General features: G+C 66.9%; 19 protein-coding genes. 12 read left to right on the top strand and 7 right to left on the bottom strand.

Translation table 11 applies throughout. From position 1 onward, the window contains the following. The first annotated feature begins 135 nt into the window (after positions 1 to 135). The 6 genes from PI990_RS00840 to PI990_RS00815 all read left to right on the top strand — a co-directional run bounded on the left by PI990_RS00840 (position 136) and on the right by PI990_RS00815 (position 5,391). Positions 136 to 999 carry a YicC/YloC family endoribonuclease gene (locus PI990_RS00840; protein WP_271659580.1) on the top strand — a complete coding sequence of 288 codons (864 nt, stop codon included), beginning with the start codon at positions 136 to 138 and terminating at the stop codon, positions 997 to 999. 11 nt (positions 1,000 to 1,010) lie between these two features. Continuing rightward, a complete protein-coding gene (gene gmk, locus PI990_RS00835) occupies positions 1,011 to 1,631 on the top strand; it encodes a guanylate kinase (RefSeq protein ID WP_021218915.1) in 621 nt (206 codons plus the stop codon). Between the two features lie 122 nt (positions 1,632 to 1,753). After that, complete coding sequence (rpoZ, locus tag PI990_RS00830) at positions 1,754 to 2,017, top strand: DNA-directed RNA polymerase subunit omega (RefSeq protein WP_021218914.1); 264 nt, start codon at positions 1,754 to 1,756, stop codon at positions 2,015 to 2,017. Positions 2,018 to 2,077: 60 nt separating this feature from the next. Next, complete coding sequence (gene spoT / locus PI990_RS00825) at positions 2,078 to 4,186, top strand: bifunctional GTP diphosphokinase/guanosine-3',5'-bis pyrophosphate 3'-pyrophosphohydrolase (protein WP_021218913.1); 2,109 nt, start codon at positions 2,078 to 2,080, stop codon at positions 4,184 to 4,186. Between the two features lie 28 nt (positions 4,187 to 4,214). Continuing rightward, positions 4,215 to 4,595 carry a RidA family protein gene (locus PI990_RS00820; RefSeq protein ID WP_021218912.1) on the top strand — a complete coding sequence of 127 codons (381 nt, stop codon included), beginning with the start codon at positions 4,215 to 4,217 and terminating at the stop codon, positions 4,593 to 4,595. A gap of 58 nt (positions 4,596 to 4,653) precedes the next feature. Then, positions 4,654 to 5,391, top strand: coding sequence for a hypothetical protein (locus PI990_RS00815; RefSeq protein ID WP_271659579.1), 738 nt, complete (start codon positions 4,654 to 4,656; stop codon positions 5,389 to 5,391). A 9-nt stretch (positions 5,392 to 5,400) separates the two neighbouring features. Here PI990_RS00815 and PI990_RS00810 read toward each other — a convergent pair whose 3' ends face one another. The 3 genes from PI990_RS00810 to PI990_RS00800 all read right to left on the bottom strand — a co-directional run bounded on the left by PI990_RS00810 (position 5,401) and on the right by PI990_RS00800 (position 7,749). Then, the gene (locus PI990_RS00810) at positions 5,401 to 6,021 is read right to left on the bottom strand and encodes a LysE family translocator (RefSeq protein WP_271659578.1); all 621 of its coding nucleotides are present in this window, start codon (positions 6,019 to 6,021) and stop codon (positions 5,401 to 5,403) included. 67 nt (positions 6,022 to 6,088) lie between these two features. Continuing rightward, positions 6,089 to 6,889: a helix-turn-helix transcriptional regulator gene (locus PI990_RS00805; RefSeq protein WP_031287550.1), complete on the bottom strand. Its 801-nt coding sequence runs from the start codon at positions 6,887 to 6,889 to the stop codon at positions 6,089 to 6,091. A gap of 2 nt (positions 6,890 to 6,891) precedes the next feature. After that, complete coding sequence (locus tag PI990_RS00800; protein WP_271659577.1) at positions 6,892 to 7,749, bottom strand: NAD-dependent epimerase/dehydratase family protein; 858 nt, start codon at positions 7,747 to 7,749, stop codon at positions 6,892 to 6,894. Positions 7,750 to 7,951: 202 nt separating this feature from the next. Here PI990_RS00800 and exbB point away from each other — a divergent pair, with 202 nt between their 5' ends. The 6 genes from exbB (at position 7,952) to PI990_RS00770 (ending at position 14,870) form a co-directional block, all read left to right on the top strand. After that, positions 7,952 to 9,106, top strand: a complete 1,155-nt coding sequence (gene exbB, locus PI990_RS00795; protein WP_271659576.1) for a tonB-system energizer ExbB — start codon at positions 7,952 to 7,954, stop codon at positions 9,104 to 9,106. A gap of 4 nt (positions 9,107 to 9,110) precedes the next feature. Then, entirely contained in the window at positions 9,111 to 9,533 is a 423-nt protein-coding gene (exbD, locus tag PI990_RS00790; protein ID WP_021218906.1) for a TonB system transport protein ExbD, read from the top strand. Next, entirely contained in the window at positions 9,534 to 10,274 is a 741-nt protein-coding gene (locus PI990_RS00785; RefSeq protein WP_021218905.1) for an energy transducer TonB, read from the top strand. Positions 10,275 to 10,361: 87 nt separating this feature from the next. Further along, on the top strand, positions 10,362 to 11,303 hold the full coding sequence (locus PI990_RS00780; RefSeq protein ID WP_021218904.1) for a hydrogen peroxide-inducible genes activator: 942 nt from the start codon (positions 10,362 to 10,364) through the stop codon (positions 11,301 to 11,303). Beyond that, positions 11,300 to 13,375, top strand: a complete 2,076-nt coding sequence (gene recG / locus PI990_RS00775; RefSeq protein ID WP_043240961.1) for an ATP-dependent DNA helicase RecG — start codon at positions 11,300 to 11,302, stop codon at positions 13,373 to 13,375. The genes PI990_RS00780 and recG overlap by 4 nt, the downstream gene beginning before the upstream one ends. A 91-nt stretch (positions 13,376 to 13,466) precedes the next feature. Next, entirely contained in the window at positions 13,467 to 14,870 is a 1,404-nt protein-coding gene (locus PI990_RS00770) for an aminoacyl-tRNA deacylase and HDOD domain-containing protein (protein WP_184488248.1), read from the top strand. A gap of 88 nt (positions 14,871 to 14,958) precedes the next feature. Here the strand turns inward: PI990_RS00770 and PI990_RS00765 are convergent, their stop codons facing one another. From PI990_RS00765 to PI990_RS00750, 4 genes are all read right to left on the bottom strand, one after another. Next, a complete protein-coding gene (locus PI990_RS00765; RefSeq protein ID WP_043240956.1) occupies positions 14,959 to 15,681 on the bottom strand; it encodes a hypothetical protein in 723 nt (240 codons plus the stop codon). Between the two features lie 106 nt (positions 15,682 to 15,787). Further along, entirely contained in the window at positions 15,788 to 16,180 is a 393-nt protein-coding gene (locus tag PI990_RS00760) for a hypothetical protein (protein ID WP_031287521.1), read from the bottom strand. Between the two features lie 135 nt (positions 16,181 to 16,315). Then, the gene (locus tag PI990_RS00755) at positions 16,316 to 16,588 is read right to left on the bottom strand and encodes an HU family DNA-binding protein (protein ID WP_021218870.1); all 273 of its coding nucleotides are present in this window, start codon (positions 16,586 to 16,588) and stop codon (positions 16,316 to 16,318) included. 188 nt (positions 16,589 to 16,776) lie between these two features. Next, complete coding sequence (locus PI990_RS00750; protein ID WP_021218869.1) at positions 16,777 to 17,925, bottom strand: NAD(P)/FAD-dependent oxidoreductase; 1,149 nt, start codon at positions 17,923 to 17,925, stop codon at positions 16,777 to 16,779. Positions 17,926 to 17,962: the final 37 nt, after the last annotated feature.

The following is a 17,962-nucleotide window of genomic DNA, read 5'->3' as shown; positions in this document are numbered from 1 at the left end:
GGTATACCTGTCAGGGGGAAAACTGCCGGGCATTATAGAGGGCTGCCGGCCACTGGGACATCGCCGCGTTGGGAGGGCCGCCGCTCTGGGCTACAATCGCCCTCTTCGAACCTGCCATCACCGAGAGGAAACCCCATGGTGCACAGCATGACCGCCTTTGCCCGCGTCGAGCAGGCCGGCACCCACGGCACCCTGAGCTGGGAACTGCGCTCGGTCAACCACCGCTACCTCGAGCCCCACCTGCGCCTGCCCGAATCCTTCCGCGACCTCGAAGGCGCGGTGCGCGAAGCCCTGCGTCAGGGCCTCTCCCGCGGCAAGGTGGAGTGCACCCTGCGCTTCGCCGAAGAGAACGCCGGCAAATCCCTGCAGGTCGATCGCGAACGCGCCGCCCAGCTGGTCGAAGCCGCCGAAGCCGTCGCCGCACTGGTCAAGCAGCCGGCACCGCTCAACCCCATGGAAATCCTCGCCTGGCCCGGCGTGCTGGTGGCCGATGCGGCCGACCCGCAAGCACTGAATGCCGCCGCCCTGGAGCTCTTCGCCAAGGCCCTCGACGAACTGCGCAACGGCCGCGCCCGTGAAGGTGCCGACCTGGCTCGCCTGCTCAATGAGCGGCTAGACGGCATCCTCGAAGAGGTCGAAGCCCTGCGCAAGCTGGTGCCGCAGATGCTCACCACCCAGCGCCAGAAGATCCTCGACCGCTTCGGCGAGATGAAGGCCGAGCTGGACCCGCAACGCCTGGAGCAGGAACTGGTGCTGCTGGCACAGAAAAGCGACGTCGCCGAGGAGCTGGATCGCCTCAGCACCCACGTCAGCGAAGTCCGTCGCGTGCTCAAGGCAGGCGGTGCGGCGGGCCGTCGCCTGGACTTCCTGATGCAGGAACTCAATCGCGAAGCCAACACCCTGGGCTCCAAGGCCTTCGACTCGCGCTCCACCCAAGCAGCGGTCAACCTCAAGGTGTTGATCGAGCAGATGCGCGAACAAGTGCAGAACATCGAGTAAGAGACAGACAAATGAGCGTCACTCCCGGCACCCTCTACATCGTTTCCGCGCCCTCCGGCGCCGGCAAGACCAGCCTGGTCAAGGCCCTGATCGACGCCGAGCCGCAGATCCGCGTCTCGGTCTCCCACACCACCCGCGACATGCGCCCGGGCGAGGTAGACAGCGTCAACTACCACTTCGTCAGCCGCGAACAGTTCGTGCAGATGCTCGAGCACGGTGACTTTCTCGAGCACGCCGAGGTCTTCGGCAACCTCTACGGCACCTCCCAGCGCTGGCTGCAGAAGACCCTCGCCGAAGGTTTCGACCTGATCCTCGAGATCGACTGGCAGGGTGCCCAGCAGGTGCGCCACCTGATGCCCCAGGCCAAGTCCGTGTTCATCCTCCCGCCGAGCCAGGAAGCCCTGCGCCAGCGCCTGGACAACCGTGGCCAGGACAGCGCCGAGATCATCGACCGGCGCATGCGCGAGGCCGTCAGCGAGATGAGCCACTACGTCGAGTACGACTATCTGGTGATCAACGACGACTTCACCGTGGCCCTGGAAGACCTCAAGGCGATCTTCCGCGCCAACCGCCTGCAGCAGCCGCAGCAACAGCTGGCCCACGGCACGCTGCTGGCGCAGTTGCTGGACTGACCGCCTGGAAGCGCTGTTAAATCAGCGCTTCCATAAATGCTGGTGATTTTTTAGACTATCCAGTCCGCTCGCCCACTCGGGCAAAAGCTTCCGCATCCCAATCTAGTGCTACGAGGAACACCATGGCCCGCGTTACCGTTGAAGACTGCCTGGACAACGTCGATAACCGCTTCGAGCTGGTCATGCTCGCGACCAAGCGTTCCCGTCAGCTCGCTACCGGCGGCAAAGAGCCCCGCGTAGCCTGGGAAAACGACAAGCCCACCGTTGTGGCCCTGCGTGAAATCGCTGCCGGCCTTGTGGACTATGACGTGATCGCCCAGGACGACATCGTCGAAGACGAGCCGCTGTTCGCTGCATTCGATGACGAGGCCAACGAGGCCCTCTAAGTCCATGCCGGGTCGACGTCGTACGGCGCAGGGCCGCAGCAGCCGGGAAGGAGTAACGCCTTGCCGAGCATAGAGGCCTTCGCCGAACGCCTTTCGACCTACCTCGGCAACGACCAGGTCAACCTGGTCCGCCGAGCGTATTTCTACGCCGAGCAAGCCCATGACGGGCAGCGCCGCCGCAGCGGCGAGGCCTACGTCACCCACCCGCTCGCCGTCGCCAACATCCTCGCCGACATGCACATGGACCATCAGAGCCTGATGGCCGCGATGCTGCACGACGTGATCGAGGACACCGGCATCGCCAAGGAAGCGCTCACCGCGCAATTCGGCGACACAGTCGCCGAGCTGGTGGACGGGGTCAGCAAGCTGACCCAGATGAACTTCGAGACCAAGGCCGAGGCCCAGGCCGAGAACTTCCAGAAGATGGCCATGGCCATGGCGCGCGACATCCGCGTGATCCTGGTCAAGCTGGCCGACCGCCTGCACAACATGCGCACCCTGGAAGTGCTGTCCGGCGAGAAGCGTCGGCGCATCGCCAAGGAAACCCTCGAGATCTACGCCCCCATCGCCAACCGCCTGGGCATGCACAGCATGCGCATCGAGTTCGAGGACCTGGGCTTCAAGGCGATGCACCCGATGCGCTCCGAGCGCATCCGCGCCGCGGTCCGGCGCGCCCGTGGCAACCGCAAGGAAATCGTCAACAAGATCGAGGAGTCGCTGACCCATTGCCTGGCCCGCGAAGGCATGGAAGGCGAAGTGATCGGCCGCGAGAAGCACCTCTACAGCATCTACAAGAAGATGCGCGGCAAGCGTCGAGCCTTCAACGAGATCATGGACGTCTACGCGTTCCGCATCATCGTCGACAAGGTCGATACCTGCTACCGCGTGCTCGGCGCCGTGCACAACCTGTACAAGCCGCTGCCCGGCCGCTTCAAGGACTACATCGCGATTCCCAAGGCCAACGGCTACCAGTCGTTGCACACCACGCTGTTCGGCATGCACGGCGTGCCCATCGAGATCCAGATCCGCACCCGCGAGATGGAAGAGATGGCCAACAACGGCATCGCCGCCCACTGGCTGTACAAGTCCGCCGAGGACGACCAGCCCAAGGGCACCCACGCCCGCGCCCGCCAGTGGGTGAAAGGCGTGCTGGAGCTGCAGCAACGTGCTGGCAACTCCCTGGAATTCATCGAGAGCGTGAAGATCGACCTGTTCCCGGACGAGGTCTACATCTTCACCCCCAAGGGCCGCATCATGGAGCTGCCCAAAGGCTCCACGGCCGTCGACTTCGCCTACGCGGTTCACACCGACGTCGGCAACACCTGCATCGCCTGCCGCATCAACCGTCGCCTGGCGCCGCTGTCCGAACCGCTGCAGAGCGGCGAGACGGTGGAGATCGTCACCGCCCCCGGCGCGCGCCCGAACCCGGCCTGGCTCAACTTCGTGGTCACCGGCAAGGCCCGCACCCACATCCGCCACGCCCTCAAGCTGCAGCGTCGCTCCGAGTCCATCAGCCTCGGCGAGCGCCTGCTGAACAAGGTGCTGGCCGGCTTCGAGAGCGGCCTCGACCGCATCGCTCCGGAACGGGTGCAGGCGGTGCTCGCCGAGTACCGCCTCGACGTCATCGAGGACCTGCTGGAAGACATCGGCCTGGGCAACCGCATGGCCTATGTGGTCGCCCGGCGCATGCTGGCCAGCGAAGGCGAGCAGCTGCCCAGCGCCGAAGGCCCGCTGGCCATCCGCGGCACCGAGGGCCTGGTGCTCAGCTACGCCAAGTGCTGCACGCCGATCCCCGGCGACCCCATCGTCGGCCACCTGTCCGCCGGCAAGGGCATGGTCGTGCACCTGGAAAGCTGCAAGAACATTGGCGACATCCGCCATAACCCGGAGAAGTGCATCCAGCTCTCCTGGGCCAAGGATGTCGCGGGCGAATTCAACGTCGAACTGCGCGTCGAGCTGGAACACCAGCGCGGCCTGATCGCCCTGCTGGCCAGCAGCGTCAACGCCGCCGACGGCAACATCGAGAAGATCAGCATGGACGAGCGCGACGGCCGCATCAGCGTCGTCCAGCTGGTGGTCAGCGTGCACGACCGCGTGCATCTGGCCCGCGTGATCAAGAAGCTGCGTGCGCTGAAGGGGGTGATCCGCATCACCCGGGTGCGCGCGTAGCAGAACCCTCAGGACCAAGGAGTTCCGCATGAGCAAGACCGTGATCAACAGCGACAAGGCCCCTGCCGCCATCGGCACCTACTCCCAGGCGATCAAGGCCGGCAACACCGTCTACATGTCCGGGCAGATCCCCCTCGACCCCAAGACCATGGAACTGGTGGAAGGCTTCGAAGCCCAGACCGTTCAGGTCTTCGAGAACCTGAAGGCCGTGGCCGAAGCCGCAGGCGGCTCCTTCAAGGACATCGTCAAGCTCAACATCTTCCTCACCGACCTGTCGCACTTCGCCAAGGTCAACGAAGTGATGGGCCGCTACTTCGAACAGCCCTATCCCGCCCGTGCCGCCATCGGCGTCGCCGCCCTGCCGCGCGGCTCGCAGGTGGAAATGGACGCCATCCTGGTGATCGAATAACGATCACCCGTGCGGGGCTCCGGCCCCGCCGCTCCACCGTTTCATGAAGGAACCCGTCATGCGCTCGACCCTCGCCCTGCTGATCGCCGCAGCCGCACTCGCCGGCTGCTCCAGCGCCCCCTCCGATCCCAGCGGCATCTGGATCAACCAGGCCGCCATCGATGAAGCGGCGAAGGAAGGCAAGCTGCGCGAATCCCTTCTCGCCTACGGCCCCAACCTGGAATGGCAGATCGACGCCAAGGCCGGCACCGCCAACTACAGCAACGGTTTCGAGCTGGGCGAAGGCCGCCTGGTCAGCCAGGGCAAGGCGAACTGGCGCGTCGACTTCTATGGCGATGAATTCCACGAACAACTCGGCCTCGACGGCAAGGAGCTGGTGCAGAAATCCAGCGAGAACCTGCCCGAGCAGCGCTTCGTCCACCCGGCCAAGCCCGCCGCAGCCGATGCCCCCGAAGGCAGCAGCTTCGAGTACGCCCTCTACGAGGCCTACCTCGGTGGAACCTGGAAGATTCTCGAAGGCATGGGCCAGGGTGGCCTGGTGCTGTTCCACCCCGACGGCAGCCTCGAAGGCCTGCCCGGCGCCGACCGCTTCGCCCTGTGTCTAGCCGGTGATTGTGCGGCCATGAGTGGCGAAAACGACAGCATCTGGCTGCAACTGGGCACCCAGGGCAGCCCGTGGATCTTCGTCCACGACGGCAATCGCCTGGAGATCCTCGAAGCCGGCAACCGCGCACAGATCGACGAGATGCCCGAGTACGCCCCCGGCAAGCGCGCCTGGTTGCTGGAACGCCAGTAACCAGCCGACTCAGAAGGCGCTGGCCACCAGCCAGGCGCCCAGCGCCGCCAGCAAGGCCCCGCAGGCCCTGTCCAGCAGCGCCACCCGGCGTTGCAGCCACAGCCGCCAGCGCGAGTGCCCCAGCAGGCGCACCAACCCCATGTCCCAGCCCAGCACCACCAGGGTCATCCACAACATGGACAGCCCCAGCCCCCACGCGGGCATGGCCGAGTTGCGCAACACGCCGAACAGCCCTGCATAGAAGATCGGCAGCTTGGGATTCAGGCTGCTCGCCGCCAGCCCCTCCAGCAGCCCCTGCCGCCAGCAACCCTCGTGCCCGGCCTCGCCGCCTTCCGGCAATTGCAGGCGCCGGTGCGCCATCAGGGCCTGCCCGCCGAGCCAGAGAAAATAGGCGCCGCCCAGCAACTGCAGGGCTCGCCACAGCCAGCTGCCATCGGCCGGTAGAAAGCTCAACGCCAGCAGCACCAGCAGCATGCTCGCCAGATTGGCCAGGGCGATGCCCGCCGCACAGCCATCGGCATGGCGGCGGCCACGGGTCAGCGCCGCACGCAGCAGCAGGAAGAAATCCGGGCCCGGGGAAAGCAACGCGGCGAAATGGGTGCCGGCAACCAGCAGGAACAGGGCGAACATCGACGGGGCCTCCAGGGAACGAGGCGCCAGTGTCGTGGCCCGGTGGCGGCCCGGTCTTGGAGAAAACTCAGGTGCGCGCGGCGCGACGGAACTGCCCCGGCGTCACGCCGGTGAAACGCTTGAAGGTGCCGGAGAAATGCGCCTGGTCGTAAAAACCGAGGCCGAGCGCCACCTCCAGCGGTGACTGGTCACCCAGCAGCAGGCGCTTGGCTTCGCGCACCCGGCGTTGCAGCAGGTAGGTATGGGGCGGCACGCCATAGGCGCGGCGGAAGGCCTCGATCAGGTGGCGCGGGTGGCGCTGCACCAGGGCCGCCAGCTGCTCCAGGCTCACCGCCTCGGCATGGTGGGCCTCCAGATAGTCCCGCAGGAAGGCGGTCATGCCGCCATCCCGGCTTGCCGGCGCTGCCGCACGCAGCCCGCCATGGCGCACGAAGACCCGCTCCAGCAGCGCCAGCAGCTCGCTCTCCAGGGCCAATGGGTCATTGCGCCCGAACTCCTCGGCCAGGCGCGCCAGCCCCGCCGCCACGGCGCCATCGTCCCCTGGGTTGAGCGTGGTGAAACCGGTAGGCAGGCGCTTGCGCCCCAGCAACGCCGGCAACCGGGACTCTTCGATGTAGAGCATGCGGTAGACCAGGCGCTCGCTGATGGCGTGCCCGGTATGGGGCTCCTCGGGGTTCATCAGCGACAGCGTGCCAGCGGCCAGCGCATGGCGGGCACCCCGGCACTGATAGCCACCCACGCCTTCGAGAATGGCGCCGATGGCGAAGGCATCATGGCTGTGGCGGCCGAAGGGCTGCCCGGAGAAATCCGCATGGAACAGCTCCACCCCTGGCAGCCAGGGGCGGGCGAGCATGCGGTTGGCGTCCAGCCTCAGGCGCCTTTCAGCACGGCGGCATAGCCTTCGCGGTAGCTGGGGTAGAGCGGCTCCCAGCCGAGGGCGCGGGCGCGGGCATTGCTGCAACGCTTGCTGCCGGAGCGGCGTACGGTGGATTCCTCCGCCCACTCGGTGACGCCCAGGGTCTCGCGCAACCAGCCCACCACTTCGTGCAGCGGTGCCGGTGCGTCGTCGACGCCCAGGTAGTCCTCGGCCAGTTCGACGCCACGGGCATCGGCCTGGAGCAGGAAGGCCAGCAGGCCGGCGGCGTCCTCGGCATGGATGCGGTTGGCGAACAGCGGCGGCTCGCTGACCACGCGGTAACCCATGCGCACCTGCTTCAGCAGCCACTCGCGGCCGGGACCGTAGATGCCGGTCAGGCGCACCACAGTGGCCGGAATGCCGCTCTCGCGGGCCAGGCGCTCAGCATCCAGCATGATGCGACCGGAATAGCCCTCGGCCTCGGCCGGCGAGGTCTCGTCGACCCACTCGCCATCCTTCTGCGCGTACACGCCGCTGCTGGAAACGAAGAACAGGCGGCGCGGGCGCTGGCCGGACTGCTCCAGCCAGGCCAGCACATGGCGCAGGCCCTCGACGTAGGCGGAGCGATAGCCGGCCTCATCGTGCTGGGTGGCGGCGGCGCAGTACACCAGGTAATCCAGCTGCCCCTCGGGCCAGGCGGTAGGGCGCTCGGGCACCTCCAGGTCACCGGCCACCGGCAGCACGCCATCGGGCAACGCCGAGGCATTTCGTCGCAGCCCATGGACCGGCCAGCCAGCCTCGAGCATCCGCAGGGCGAGACGGCTGCCAACATCGCCGCAACCGGCGATCAGCAAGGAGGGAGAAGCGGACATAGGGGGCGTACTCCAGGGAAAAGTGCAGAGCATAGGGGCCGGCGGACCAATCGCCAAACCCCTGCCGCCCGGCCGAACAAAGGTAATAAAGTTACATTGTCACTTTTATAAACAAGAATTACTTGCAATAATGTTCGCCCTTTTGTCCGTGACCTCTCCATCGAATACGGACGAAACCGCAATTTTCTCGTCAGGTCCGGCCATGAAACCTATTGCATCCCTCGCCCAGCCCACCATCGTCTCCCGCTTTTCCCGCCCCGTTGCGGCACTGATGATCAGCCTGATGCTGCTCCCGGCTGGCGCGGCGTTCGCAGAGGAGCCGACCACCCCGGCACCGGCCGCTGCCGAAGCCCAGGCCCCCGCTGCATCACCCGTCGCCACGCCGGTGGCTGGCGAACCGGTTGCCGCCCCCGAGTCCATCGGCCTGACCGCCCTGCGTGAGTCGATCGAAACCCTCGGCCCGCAGGCCACCCCGGAGCAGATCCGCGAAGCGACCCGCCAGAAGATGCAGGAACGTGGCGCCTCCCCCGAGGAAATCACCACCACCATGGACCGCCTCACCGAAGGCGAGAAGCTCGGCCAGGACCTGGCCGCCGCGTTGAGTGGCGGTGCCCTGGACGGCGCGCTGGCTGGCGAGGAAGCCGACAACGGCCTGGGCCACGACCTGTCGCCCTGGGGCATGTACCAGAACGCCGACATGGTGGTTAAGGGCGTGATGATCGGCCTGGCACTGGCCTCGATCCTCACCTGGACTGTCTGGGTCGCCAAAGGCATCGAACTGCTGGGCGCCAAGCGTCGCCTGCGCCAGGAGCTGGCCAACCTGAAGGCCGCCCGCAACCTGCCGGAAGCCGCCGAAAGCGCCAGCCGCGAAGGCAGCCTGTCGCGTGTCCTGGTGCACGACGCCCTGGAAGAAATGAAGCTTTCGGCCAATACCCGCGAGAAGGAAGGCATCAAGGAACGCGTCAGCTTCCGCCTGGAGCGCCTGGTCGCCGCCAGCGGCCGCCAGATGAGCCAAGGCACCGGCGTGCTTGCCACCATCGGCTCCACCGCACCCTTCGTCGGCCTGTTCGGCACCGTGTGGGGCATCATGAACAGCTTCATCGGCATCGCCAAATCCCAGACCACCAACCTCGCCGTGGTCGCCCCCGGTATCGCCGAGGCCCTGCTGGCCACTGCCATGGGTCTGGTCGCGGCCATCCCCGCGGTCGTCATCTACAACGTCTTCGCTCGCTCCATCGCCGGCTACAAGGCCCAGGTGGCCGACGCGTCCGCCCAGGTCCTGCTGCTGGTCAGCCGCGACCTCGACCACCTGCCTGCCGACCGCAGCCAGGCCCCGCACATGGTCAAGGTGAGCTGATCCAATGGGCCTGCATCTGAACGAAGGCGGTGACGATCTCCAGGAAACCCACGAGATCAATGTCACCCCATTCATCGACGTCATGCTGGTGCTGCTGATCATCTTCATGGTTGCGGCGCCCCTGGCCACGGTCGACATCAAGGTCGACCTGCCGGCCTCCACCGCCAAACCCGCGCCCCGTCCGGACAAGCCGATCTACCTGAGCATCAAGGAAGACCAGAGCCTGTACCTGGACAACATCCAGGTCCCGCAGGAAAGACTGGGCGCCGAACTCGACAAGCTGACCAACGCCGACAAGGACAAGACCATCTTCGTCCGCGGCGACAAGTCGGTTGATTACGGCAAGCTGATGGAAGTGATGGACGCCATGCGTGGCGCCGGTTACCTGAAAATCGGCCTGGTGGGACTCGAGACGGTCGGGAAGTAAATGAGCGAGGTCAAACGCACCCTCTCGTGGTCCACCAGCTTCCTCGTGATACTTGGCATCCATGCCTTGGTGTTCTGGTGGGCGCTGTTCTGGCATGCCACAGTCGAACCCATCGAACTGCCGCCGGCGGCCATGATGATCGAGCTGGAGCCGCTGCCCGCACCAGCCCCGATGCCCACTCCGCCGCCGCCCCCGCGCGTCGAGCCGGAGCCGGACCCGCTGCCCAAGCTGGCCGAGGCGCCCAAGCCGACCATCGCCATCGCACCCAAGCCGAAACCCAAGCCGAAGCCGCCGAAACCCAAGCCCCCGGAGCCCAAGCCCGAGCAGAAGCCCCAGGAGCAGGAGTCGGTCAAGGAAACGGTCTCCGCGCCGACCACCGCCGCCCCCAGTGACGACAAGCCGGCCGCACCGCAGCAGAGCATGGCCAGCGCGCCCTCCCAGGCCAAGGAAACCTGGCAGAGCAAGCTGATGGCTCACCTGGCCCGCTTCAAGAAGTACCCGGAAGACGCCCGTCGCCGGAACTTCGAAGGCGTCAACCGCCTGCGCTTCACCGTGGATGGCGAAGGCAAGGTCACCGCCTACAGCATCACCGGCAAGTCGGGCAGCGCCTCGCTCGATCGCGCCACCCTGGAAATGATCCGCCGCGCCCAGCCGCTGCCGCCGCCACCGCCGGAGCTGCTGACCAACGGCGTGCTGGAAGTGACGGCGCCCTTCGTCTACTCGCTGGACCGTCGCCGCTGAGTGAATCCGCCCCCGCAAAGGGGGCGGCTGCTGTTGGTTCCATTGAGAGCAGCCGCTATGCTTGGGCCACTCCAATGGAATAAGACTATGACCCTCACCGAACTGCGCTACATCGTCACCCTCGCCCAGGAACAGCACTTCGGCCGTGCAGCGGAACGCTGCCACGTCAGCCAGCCGACCCTGTCGGTGGGTGTGAAGAAGCTCGAGGACGAGCTGGGCGTGCTGATCTTCGAGCGCAGCAAGAGCGCCGTGCGCCTGACCCCGGTCGGCGAGGGCATCGTCACCCAGGCACAAAAGGTCCTCGAACAGGCCCAGGGCATCCGCGAACTGGCCCAGGCTGGCAAGAACCAGCTCACCGCACCGCTCAAGGTCGGCGCCATCTACACCGTCGGCCCCTACCTGTTCCCGCACCTGATTCCCCAGCTGCACCGCGTCGCACCACAGATGCCGCTGTACATCGAAGAAAACTTCACCCACGTGCTACGCGACAAGCTGCGCACCGGCGAGCTGGATGCCATCATCATCGCGCTGCCTTTCGCCGAAGCCGATGTACTGACCAAACCGCTCTACGACGAACCCTTCTACGTGCTGCTGCCGGCTAACCACCCCTGGACGGCGAAGAAGACCATCGACAGCGAGCTGCTCAACGACAAGAGCCTGCTGCTGCTCGGCGAAGGCCACTGCTTCCGCGACCAGGTGCTGGAAGCCTGCCCCACCCTGCGCAAGGGCGGCGAGGACAGCGCCAAGCACACGACGGTCGAATCCAGCTCCCTGGAAACCATCCGCCACATGGTCGCCTCCGGCCTCGGCGTCTCGATCCTGCCGTTCTCCGCCGTCGACAGCCACCACTACGCCCCCGGCGTGATCGAGATCCGCCCGCTGACGCCGCCGGTGCCGTTCCGCACCGTCGCCATCGCCTGGCGCGCCAGCTTCCCGCGTCCGCGCGCCATCGAAGTGCTGGCCGACTCCATCCGCCTCTGCTCGGTCGCACGTCCGGAGCAGGCACAGGCCGAACCGCAACCGGCATGACCGAGCTCGCGCAAGTTCCCGTCACCGTGCTCAAGGGCGTCGGTGACGCCCTGGCGGAAAAGCTCGCCAAGGTCGGCCTGGAAAACCTTCAGGACATCCTCTTCCACCTCCCGCTGCGCTACCAGGACCGCACCCGCGTGGTGCCCATCGGCGCCCTGCGCCCGGGCCAGGACGCGGTGGTCGAAGGAACCGTCACCGGCGCCGACGTGGTCATGGGCAAGCGCCGCAGCCTGCTGGTACGCCTGCACGACGGCACCGGCGCGCTCAGCCTGCGCTTCTACCACTTCAGCAATGCGCAGAAGGAAGGCCTCAAGCGCGGCACCCAGCTGCGCTGCTACGGCGAAGCCCGCCCCGGCGCCTCGGGCCTGGAGATCTACCACCCCGAGTACCGCGCGCTGAATGGCGAGGAACCGGCCCCGGTGGAGCAGACCCTGACGCCCATCTACCCGACCACCGAAGGCCTGACCCAGCAGCGCCTGCGCCAGCTCAGCCAGCTGGCCCTGGCGCGCCTGGGGCCAGAGAGCCTACCGGACTGGCTGCCGGAGGAGCTGGCCCGCGACTACCGCCTGGGCCCGCTGGACGAAGCCATCCGCTACCTGCACCGGCCGCCGCCGGACGCCGACCTCGACGAACTCGCCGAAGGCCAGCACTGGGCCCAGCACCGCCTCGCCTTCGAAGAGCTGCTCACCCACCAGCTCTCCCTGCAGCGCCTGCGGGAAACCCAGCGCGCCCAGCAGGCACCGCAACTGCCGCCTGCGAAGAAGCTGCCGCAGCGCTACCTGGCGAATCTCGGCTTCACGCCCACCGGCGCCCAGCAACGGGTCGGCGCCGAAATCGCCTACGACCTCGCCCAGCCCGAACCCATGCTGCGCCTGGTGCAGGGCGACGTCGGCGCCGGCAAGACGGTAGTCGCGGCCCTGGCCGCCCTGCAGGCCCTGGAGGCCGGCTACCAGGTCGCCCTGATGGCGCCCACCGAGATCCTCGCCGAGCAGCACTTCCTCAACTTCAGCAAGTGGCTGCAGCCGCTGGGCATCGAAGTCGCCTGGCTCGCCGGCAAGCTCAAGGGCAAGGCCCGCGCCGCCGCGCTGGAGCAGATCGCCGCCGGCACCCCCATGGTGGTCGGCACCCATGCGCTGTTCCAGGACGAGGTGCAGTTCAAGCGCCTGGCCCTGGTGATCATCGACGAACAGCACCGCTTCGGCGTGCAGCAGCGCCTGGCCCTGCGCAAGAAGGGCATCGACGGCCGCCTCAGCCCGCACCAGCTGATCATGACCGCCACGCCCATCCCGCGAACGCTGGCCATGAGCGCCTACGCCGACCTCGACACCTCGATCCTCGACGAGCTGCCCCCCGGGCGTACGCCGGTGAACACCGTGCTGGTGGCCGACAACCGCCGCATCGAAGTGATCGAACGCGTTCGCGCCGCCTGCCAGGAAGGCCGCCAGGCCTACTGGGTCTGCACCCTGATCGAAGAATCCGAAGAGCTCACCTGCCAGGCGGCGGAAACCACCTTCGAAGAGCTGTCTTCCGCCCTCGGCGAGCTGCGCGTGGGGCTGATCCACGGCCGCATGAAGGCACCGGAAAAAGCGGCAGTGATGAACGAGTTCAAGGAAGGCAAGCTGCAACTGCTGGTGGCCACCACCGTCATCGAGGTGGGCGTCGACGTGCCCAACTCCAGCCTGATGATCATCGAGAACCCCGAGCGCCTCGGCCTCGCCCAGCTGCACCAGTTGCGCGGGCGTGTCGGGCGGGGCAGCGCCGCCAGCCACTGCGTACTGCTCTATCACCCGCCGCTGTCACAGCTCGGACGCGAGCGCCTGGGCATCATGCGTGAAACCAGCGATGGCTTCGTCATCGCCGAGAAGGACCTGGAACTGCGCGGCCCCGGCGAAATGCTCGGCACCCGGCAGACCGGGCTGCTGCAGTTCAAGGTTGCCGACCTGATGCGCGACGCCGACCTGCTGCCGGCGGTGCGCGACGCCGCGCAAGCCTTGATGGAACGCTGGCCGCAGCATGTGAGTCCGTTATTGGAGCGCTGGTTGCGACACGGCCAGCAATACGGTCAAGTGTGACGCAGCGCACACTGCGCTGGTCGCCTGACCCATCAGTCACCCAGGCCGCTCGTTATACTCCGGGCAGTCGTTTTTTCGCTGGATGCTACCCATGACCGAAGTCGCTCTCGCTCCAGATACAGAACCCCAAGCCCCGTCGGTGATCCTGCAATTGCTGGACAAGCTGGGCCTGCCCTACCAGATACGCCTCGAAGAGCCCTCCCTGGAGCCGGCCCGCCGCGTACAGGCAGTTCTGCTGGAAGACGCCGTCGGCACCCTGCTGGTGTTCTACCCGCGCAACCAGTTGCTGGACCTCAACCGCCTCGCCGAACTGACCGGGCGCAAGCTGGTGGCCGTGAAGCCGGAGCGCTTCGAGCGCATGCTCGGCAAGCACGACCTCAACACCCTGCCGGCCCTGCCGCCGCTGACCAGCTCGCCCTGCCTGTACGACGAGCGCCTGCTGCAGGAGCCGCTGCTGCTGATCGAGTCCGGGCACGCCGGCGTGTTGCTGGAACTGGCCGCCGAAGACTTCCGCCAGCTGCTCAGCAAGGCCAGCGCCGCCCGTTTCGGCGTGCCGCTGAGCAGCATCCGCCTCAACCTCGATCGCCCTGACGACGACCGCGCCGAAATCACCCAGGCGGTCCAGGCCTTCACCGCCCGCCGCATCCAGCAGCGCCTCGAGGAGACCATCGAGATTCCGCCGCTGCCGGAAACCGCGCAGAAGATCATCAAGCTGCGGGTCGATCCCAACGCCACCGTCGACGACATCACCGGCGTGGTCGAAACCGACCCGGCCCTGGCCGCCCAGGTGGTGAGCTGGGCCGCGTCGCCCTACTACGCGGCCCCCGGCAAGATCCGCTCGGTGGAAGACGCCATCGTCCGCGTGCTGGGCTTCGACCTGGTGATCAACCTGGCCCTCGGCCTGGCCCTGGGCAAGACCCTCAGCCTGCCGCGCGAGCAGCCGCAGCACGCCACGCCCTACTGGCACCAGGCGATCTACACCGCTGCAGTGATCGAAGGCCTGACCCGCGCCATTCCCCGCGCCCAGCGTCCCGAAGCCGGCCTGACCTACCTCGGCGGCCTGCTGCACAACTTCGGCTACCTGGTGCTGGCCCACGTCTTCCCGCCGCACTTCTCGCTGATCTGCCGTCACCTGGAGGTCAACCCGCACCTGGCCCACGGCTATGTCGAGCAGCACCTGCTGGGCATCACCCGCGAGCAGATCGGCAGCTGGCTGATGCGCTTCTGGGACATGCCCGAAGAACTGGCCACCAGCCTGCGCTTCCAGCACGACCCGCACTACGACGGCGACCATGCCGCCTACCCGAACCTGGTGTGCCTGGCGGTCAGCCTGCTGCGCTCCCGTGGCATCGGCACCGGCCCGGTGGAGGAAATCCCTGACGAGCTGTTCGAGCGCCTGGGCCTCTCCCGCGACAAGGCCGAGGAATCGGTGAGCAAGGTGCTGGAAGCCGAAGCCGCACTGCGCGAACTGGCTTCCCAGTTCACGCCCCACTGAGTGGCGTGAAGCGGTTGTAGAAAAGGGGCCTCGCGGCCCCTTTTTCATGGGTTCAGTTCCATGGCTGCACCCCGCAGCCCGTCCCGCACTACTTCAACAACGCCCGGCGCTTGGCGAAGACACCGGGGAAGGCCTCCAGGCTCAATGCCAGCAGCTGCTTGACCGCCGGGCGCTCGTAGAGCTCCGCGTAAGCCTGTACCTGGTCGCTGGGCATCTGCCGATAGGCATAGAGCATGAAGGACTCCACCGCCTGCTCGCTGCTGGCGCGGATGCCTTCGGCCTGCTTGGCGGTCTGCTCGGCCAGGGCCTTCTCGCTGATCTTCTCGCCACGCTGGCGCAGGGTCAGCATGGCCAGGGTCTTGCCCACCTCATAGCGCAGCAAGGACGCCAGGTCGGTGGTGCGTGCGGCCTTGTCGAGCCGGCGTACCAGCCCCAGCCGGTCGGCCCGGGGCGGCTTGTCGGCCAGTTGGGTGCGGTAGGCGGCCAGGCCTTCACCCACGTCGCGCTCGGCGGCGGTGAAGCGTTGCGCCAGGGGGCTGTCGAGGGCCGCCTCCACCTGGGCGAGCTGCTCGGCACTCACCTTCGGCGCAATGGCGCTGGCCAGGTCACGGCACAGGGCATCGGCCTCGAAGGCCTTGTTCAGCTGCTTCAGGTAACGCTCCGGTGCGCTGCGCTGCAACAGCGGCCCGCTCTGCTCGCAGAGCAGGCGCACGCCGGCCAGTTCGAAGGCCTTGGTCAGATCATCGGGTTTCGGGGCCGCAAAGGCGGCGAGGCTGCCAAGCAGCAGCGGAAGAGCGAGAAGGGCGCGCATGGACTGGATTCCGTCAGGACGAGCGCCCTCGCCAGAGAAGGGCGCATACGGATCAGCCTAGCGAAAGGGCCGCGCGCCGACCAGCAGCGCAGCGACCGAATGCGGATCAGGCAGCCTTTTTGGCGGCGGCCTTCTTCTTCGGCACCAGGTACTTGGTCAGGCCCTGGAACCAGATCACCAGCGCAGGGTTGCCCTGGATCTGGATGTCCTTGTTCTGGATGCCCTGCATGAAAGCCAGCTGCTTGTTCTTGGCGTTCATGGTGGCGAAACCGTAGGCACCATCCTTGAAGCCGATGGCGAAGGCCGGAGCCTCGGCGGTGCCACGCTTGCTGGTCACGCGCTGGTCCTTGACGATGAAATGCCGCGCGACCTTGCCGTCCAGGGTGTGCAACTGGAACACCAGGTCCTTGCCGGCGAGCTGCTCCTGAAAAGCGGCGTTGTCACGGCTGGCCTTGGCCATCAGGCGGCCCAGCATCCAGAGGAGAAGACGGAATTTCATGCGCACGAGCCTCGGCTGAAAATGGAACGGCGGCGCATTGTAGCGGTTTGCGAGCGGGACTACAGCCAGACTTGGGATGGGTGAAAGGGCTGTCAGATCACGCCCGGAGCCTGGCGGCCCCGGGCGTCCATGGCCTTAGTTGACCGCGTCCTTCAGGGACTTGCCCGGTTTGAAGGCAACGGTGTTGCTGGCCTTGATCTTGACCGGTTGACCGGTCTGGGGGTTCTTGCCAGTGCGAGCACCGCGATGGCGCTGCAGGAAGGTGCCGAAACCGACCAGGGTCACACTGTCCTTGCGGTTCAGCGCGCTGGTGATTTCTTCGAGAACGGCGTTGAGTACACGATTGGCCTGATCCTTGGTGAGATCGGCCTTTTCGGCGATGGCGGCGGCGAGTTCCGGTTTACGCATAGATGCCTCTTTGACGGTTTGTTGTTTTTGTGTCCGTGCTGTTCATCCAGAACAGCGCCCAAGGCGCCGCAACAGCTCTGCGCTGCGGCAGACCAGAGGGAGGATGGCATGCTGCAAAGGGCCGCGCCAGTGTTGTCCGACAGTTTTGGGCGCGAACCCGAGGGCTAATCCGACAGAAGGACGGCGATTCACGCCAGCAGGGGAGGCAGTTCCCGGTTCAGGGCCAGCTTCTCCTGCACCGCCGCGCCGGTCAGGGCGTAGCCCAGCAGGCGGCCGCCGGCATCGCGGCACAGCGCCTTGATGTCGGCGCCAGAGCCCTCCACGCTCCAGGCCCCCTCCGTGCCACGGGGCGGCGGCGATACCACCAGGGGGCAGGCCGGGGTCTTCACCGTCACCGGCATCGGCCCGTAGCTCACCGCCGTGGCATTGCCCGCCAGGGTCTGCGCCAGGGCACGGGCACAGGCCATCAGCGGCATCACATAAAGCAGGTTGATGCCATCCACTTCGGCGCAATCGCCCAGGGCGTAGACGTTGGCGTGGGAGGTCTTCAGGTGGCGGTCCACCATCACCCCGCGATTCACATCCAGCCCGGCCGCGGCGGCCAGGGCGATGCGCGGGCGCAGGCCGACCGCCGAGATCACCAGATCACAGGCGATGCGGGTGCCATCGGACAGGTGCGCGTCCAGGCCGTCACCGGCGTGGTTGAGGCTGGCCAGCACCGGGCCCAGGTGGAAGCGCGTGCCCAGGCCTTCGAGGCCGGCCTGTACCGCCGCTGCGGCCGCCGGGTGCAGCAGGCCGGGCATGACCTGCTCGCAGGGGGCCACGAGCTCCACTTCGAAGCCACCCAGGGTCAGGTCGTTGGCGAACTCGCAACCGATCAGGCCGGCACCGAGGATCAGCACGCGCTTCTTGCCCGCCGCCGCCACGCGGAAGCGGGCGTAGTCTTCGAGGTCGTTGATCGGGAACACCGCGTCTTCGGCGTCGCCTTCCACCGGCACGCGGATCACCTCGGCGCCCCAGGCCAGCACCAGGTCGCGGTACTCCACCGCTTCCTCGCCTATCCACAGGCGACGGTGGCCCGCGTCGATGCCGGTGATGCGGGTGTGGGTGCGGATCTCGGCCTTCAGTTGGTCGGCCATGGCACCGGCTTCGGCCATGGCCAGGCCGTCGGCGTCCTTGTTCTTGCCGAAGCCGGTGGACAGCATCGGCTTGGAGTAGGAGCGGCCGTCGTCGGCGCTGATCAGCAACAGCGGGGTTTCGCCGTCCAGCTTGCGGAATTCCTTGGCCAGGTTGTAGCCGGCCAGGCCGGTCCCGACTATCACCACGGGTGCACTCATCACTCACTCCTCAGCTGCAAAACGACGCGACGGCCCA

The sequence above is a fragment of the Pseudomonas sp. TUM22785 genome, assembly GCF_028198105.1.
Classification (GTDB): domain Bacteria; phylum Pseudomonadota; class Gammaproteobacteria; order Pseudomonadales; family Pseudomonadaceae; genus Metapseudomonas; species Metapseudomonas solani.
This window is presented reverse-complemented; position numbering and strand designations above follow the sequence as displayed.

Bases quoted from the DNA above. Each gene is read 5' to 3' on its own strand.
- PI990_RS00810 (WP_271659578.1), bottom strand. From the start codon at position 6,021: ATGTTCGCCCTGTTCCTGCTGGTTGCCGGCACCCATTTCGCCGCGTTG.
- PI990_RS00765 (WP_043240956.1), bottom strand. From the start codon at position 15,681: ATGCGCGCCCTTCTCGCTCTTCCGCTGCTGCTTGGCAGCCTCGCCGCC.
- PI990_RS00815 (WP_271659579.1), top strand. From the start codon at position 4,654: ATGCGCTCGACCCTCGCCCTGCTGATCGCCGCAGCCGCACTCGCCGGC.
- PI990_RS00760 (WP_031287521.1), bottom strand. From the start codon at position 16,180: ATGAAATTCCGTCTTCTCCTCTGGATGCTGGGCCGCCTGATGGCCAAG.
- PI990_RS00800 (WP_271659577.1), bottom strand. From the start codon at position 7,749: ATGTCCGCTTCTCCCTCCTTGCTGATCGCCGGTTGCGGCGATGTTGGC.
- PI990_RS00840 (WP_271659580.1), top strand. From the start codon at position 136: ATGGTGCACAGCATGACCGCCTTTGCCCGCGTCGAGCAGGCCGGCACC.
- PI990_RS00785 (WP_021218905.1), top strand. From the start codon at position 9,534: ATGAGCGAGGTCAAACGCACCCTCTCGTGGTCCACCAGCTTCCTCGTG.
- PI990_RS00780 (WP_021218904.1), top strand. From the start codon at position 10,362: ATGACCCTCACCGAACTGCGCTACATCGTCACCCTCGCCCAGGAACAG.
- exbD (WP_021218906.1), top strand. From the start codon at position 9,111: ATGGGCCTGCATCTGAACGAAGGCGGTGACGATCTCCAGGAAACCCAC.
- exbB (WP_271659576.1), top strand. From the start codon at position 7,952: ATGAAACCTATTGCATCCCTCGCCCAGCCCACCATCGTCTCCCGCTTT.
- PI990_RS00820 (WP_021218912.1), top strand. From the start codon at position 4,215: ATGAGCAAGACCGTGATCAACAGCGACAAGGCCCCTGCCGCCATCGGC.
- recG (WP_043240961.1), top strand. From the start codon at position 11,300: ATGACCGAGCTCGCGCAAGTTCCCGTCACCGTGCTCAAGGGCGTCGGT.
- PI990_RS00750 (WP_021218869.1), bottom strand. From the start codon at position 17,925: ATGAGTGCACCCGTGGTGATAGTCGGGACCGGCCTGGCCGGCTACAAC.
- rpoZ (WP_021218914.1), top strand. From the start codon at position 1,754: ATGGCCCGCGTTACCGTTGAAGACTGCCTGGACAACGTCGATAACCGC.
- PI990_RS00755 (WP_021218870.1), bottom strand. From the start codon at position 16,588: ATGCGTAAACCGGAACTCGCCGCCGCCATCGCCGAAAAGGCCGATCTC.
- PI990_RS00770 (WP_184488248.1), top strand. From the start codon at position 13,467: ATGACCGAAGTCGCTCTCGCTCCAGATACAGAACCCCAAGCCCCGTCG.
- gmk (WP_021218915.1), top strand. From the start codon at position 1,011: ATGAGCGTCACTCCCGGCACCCTCTACATCGTTTCCGCGCCCTCCGGC.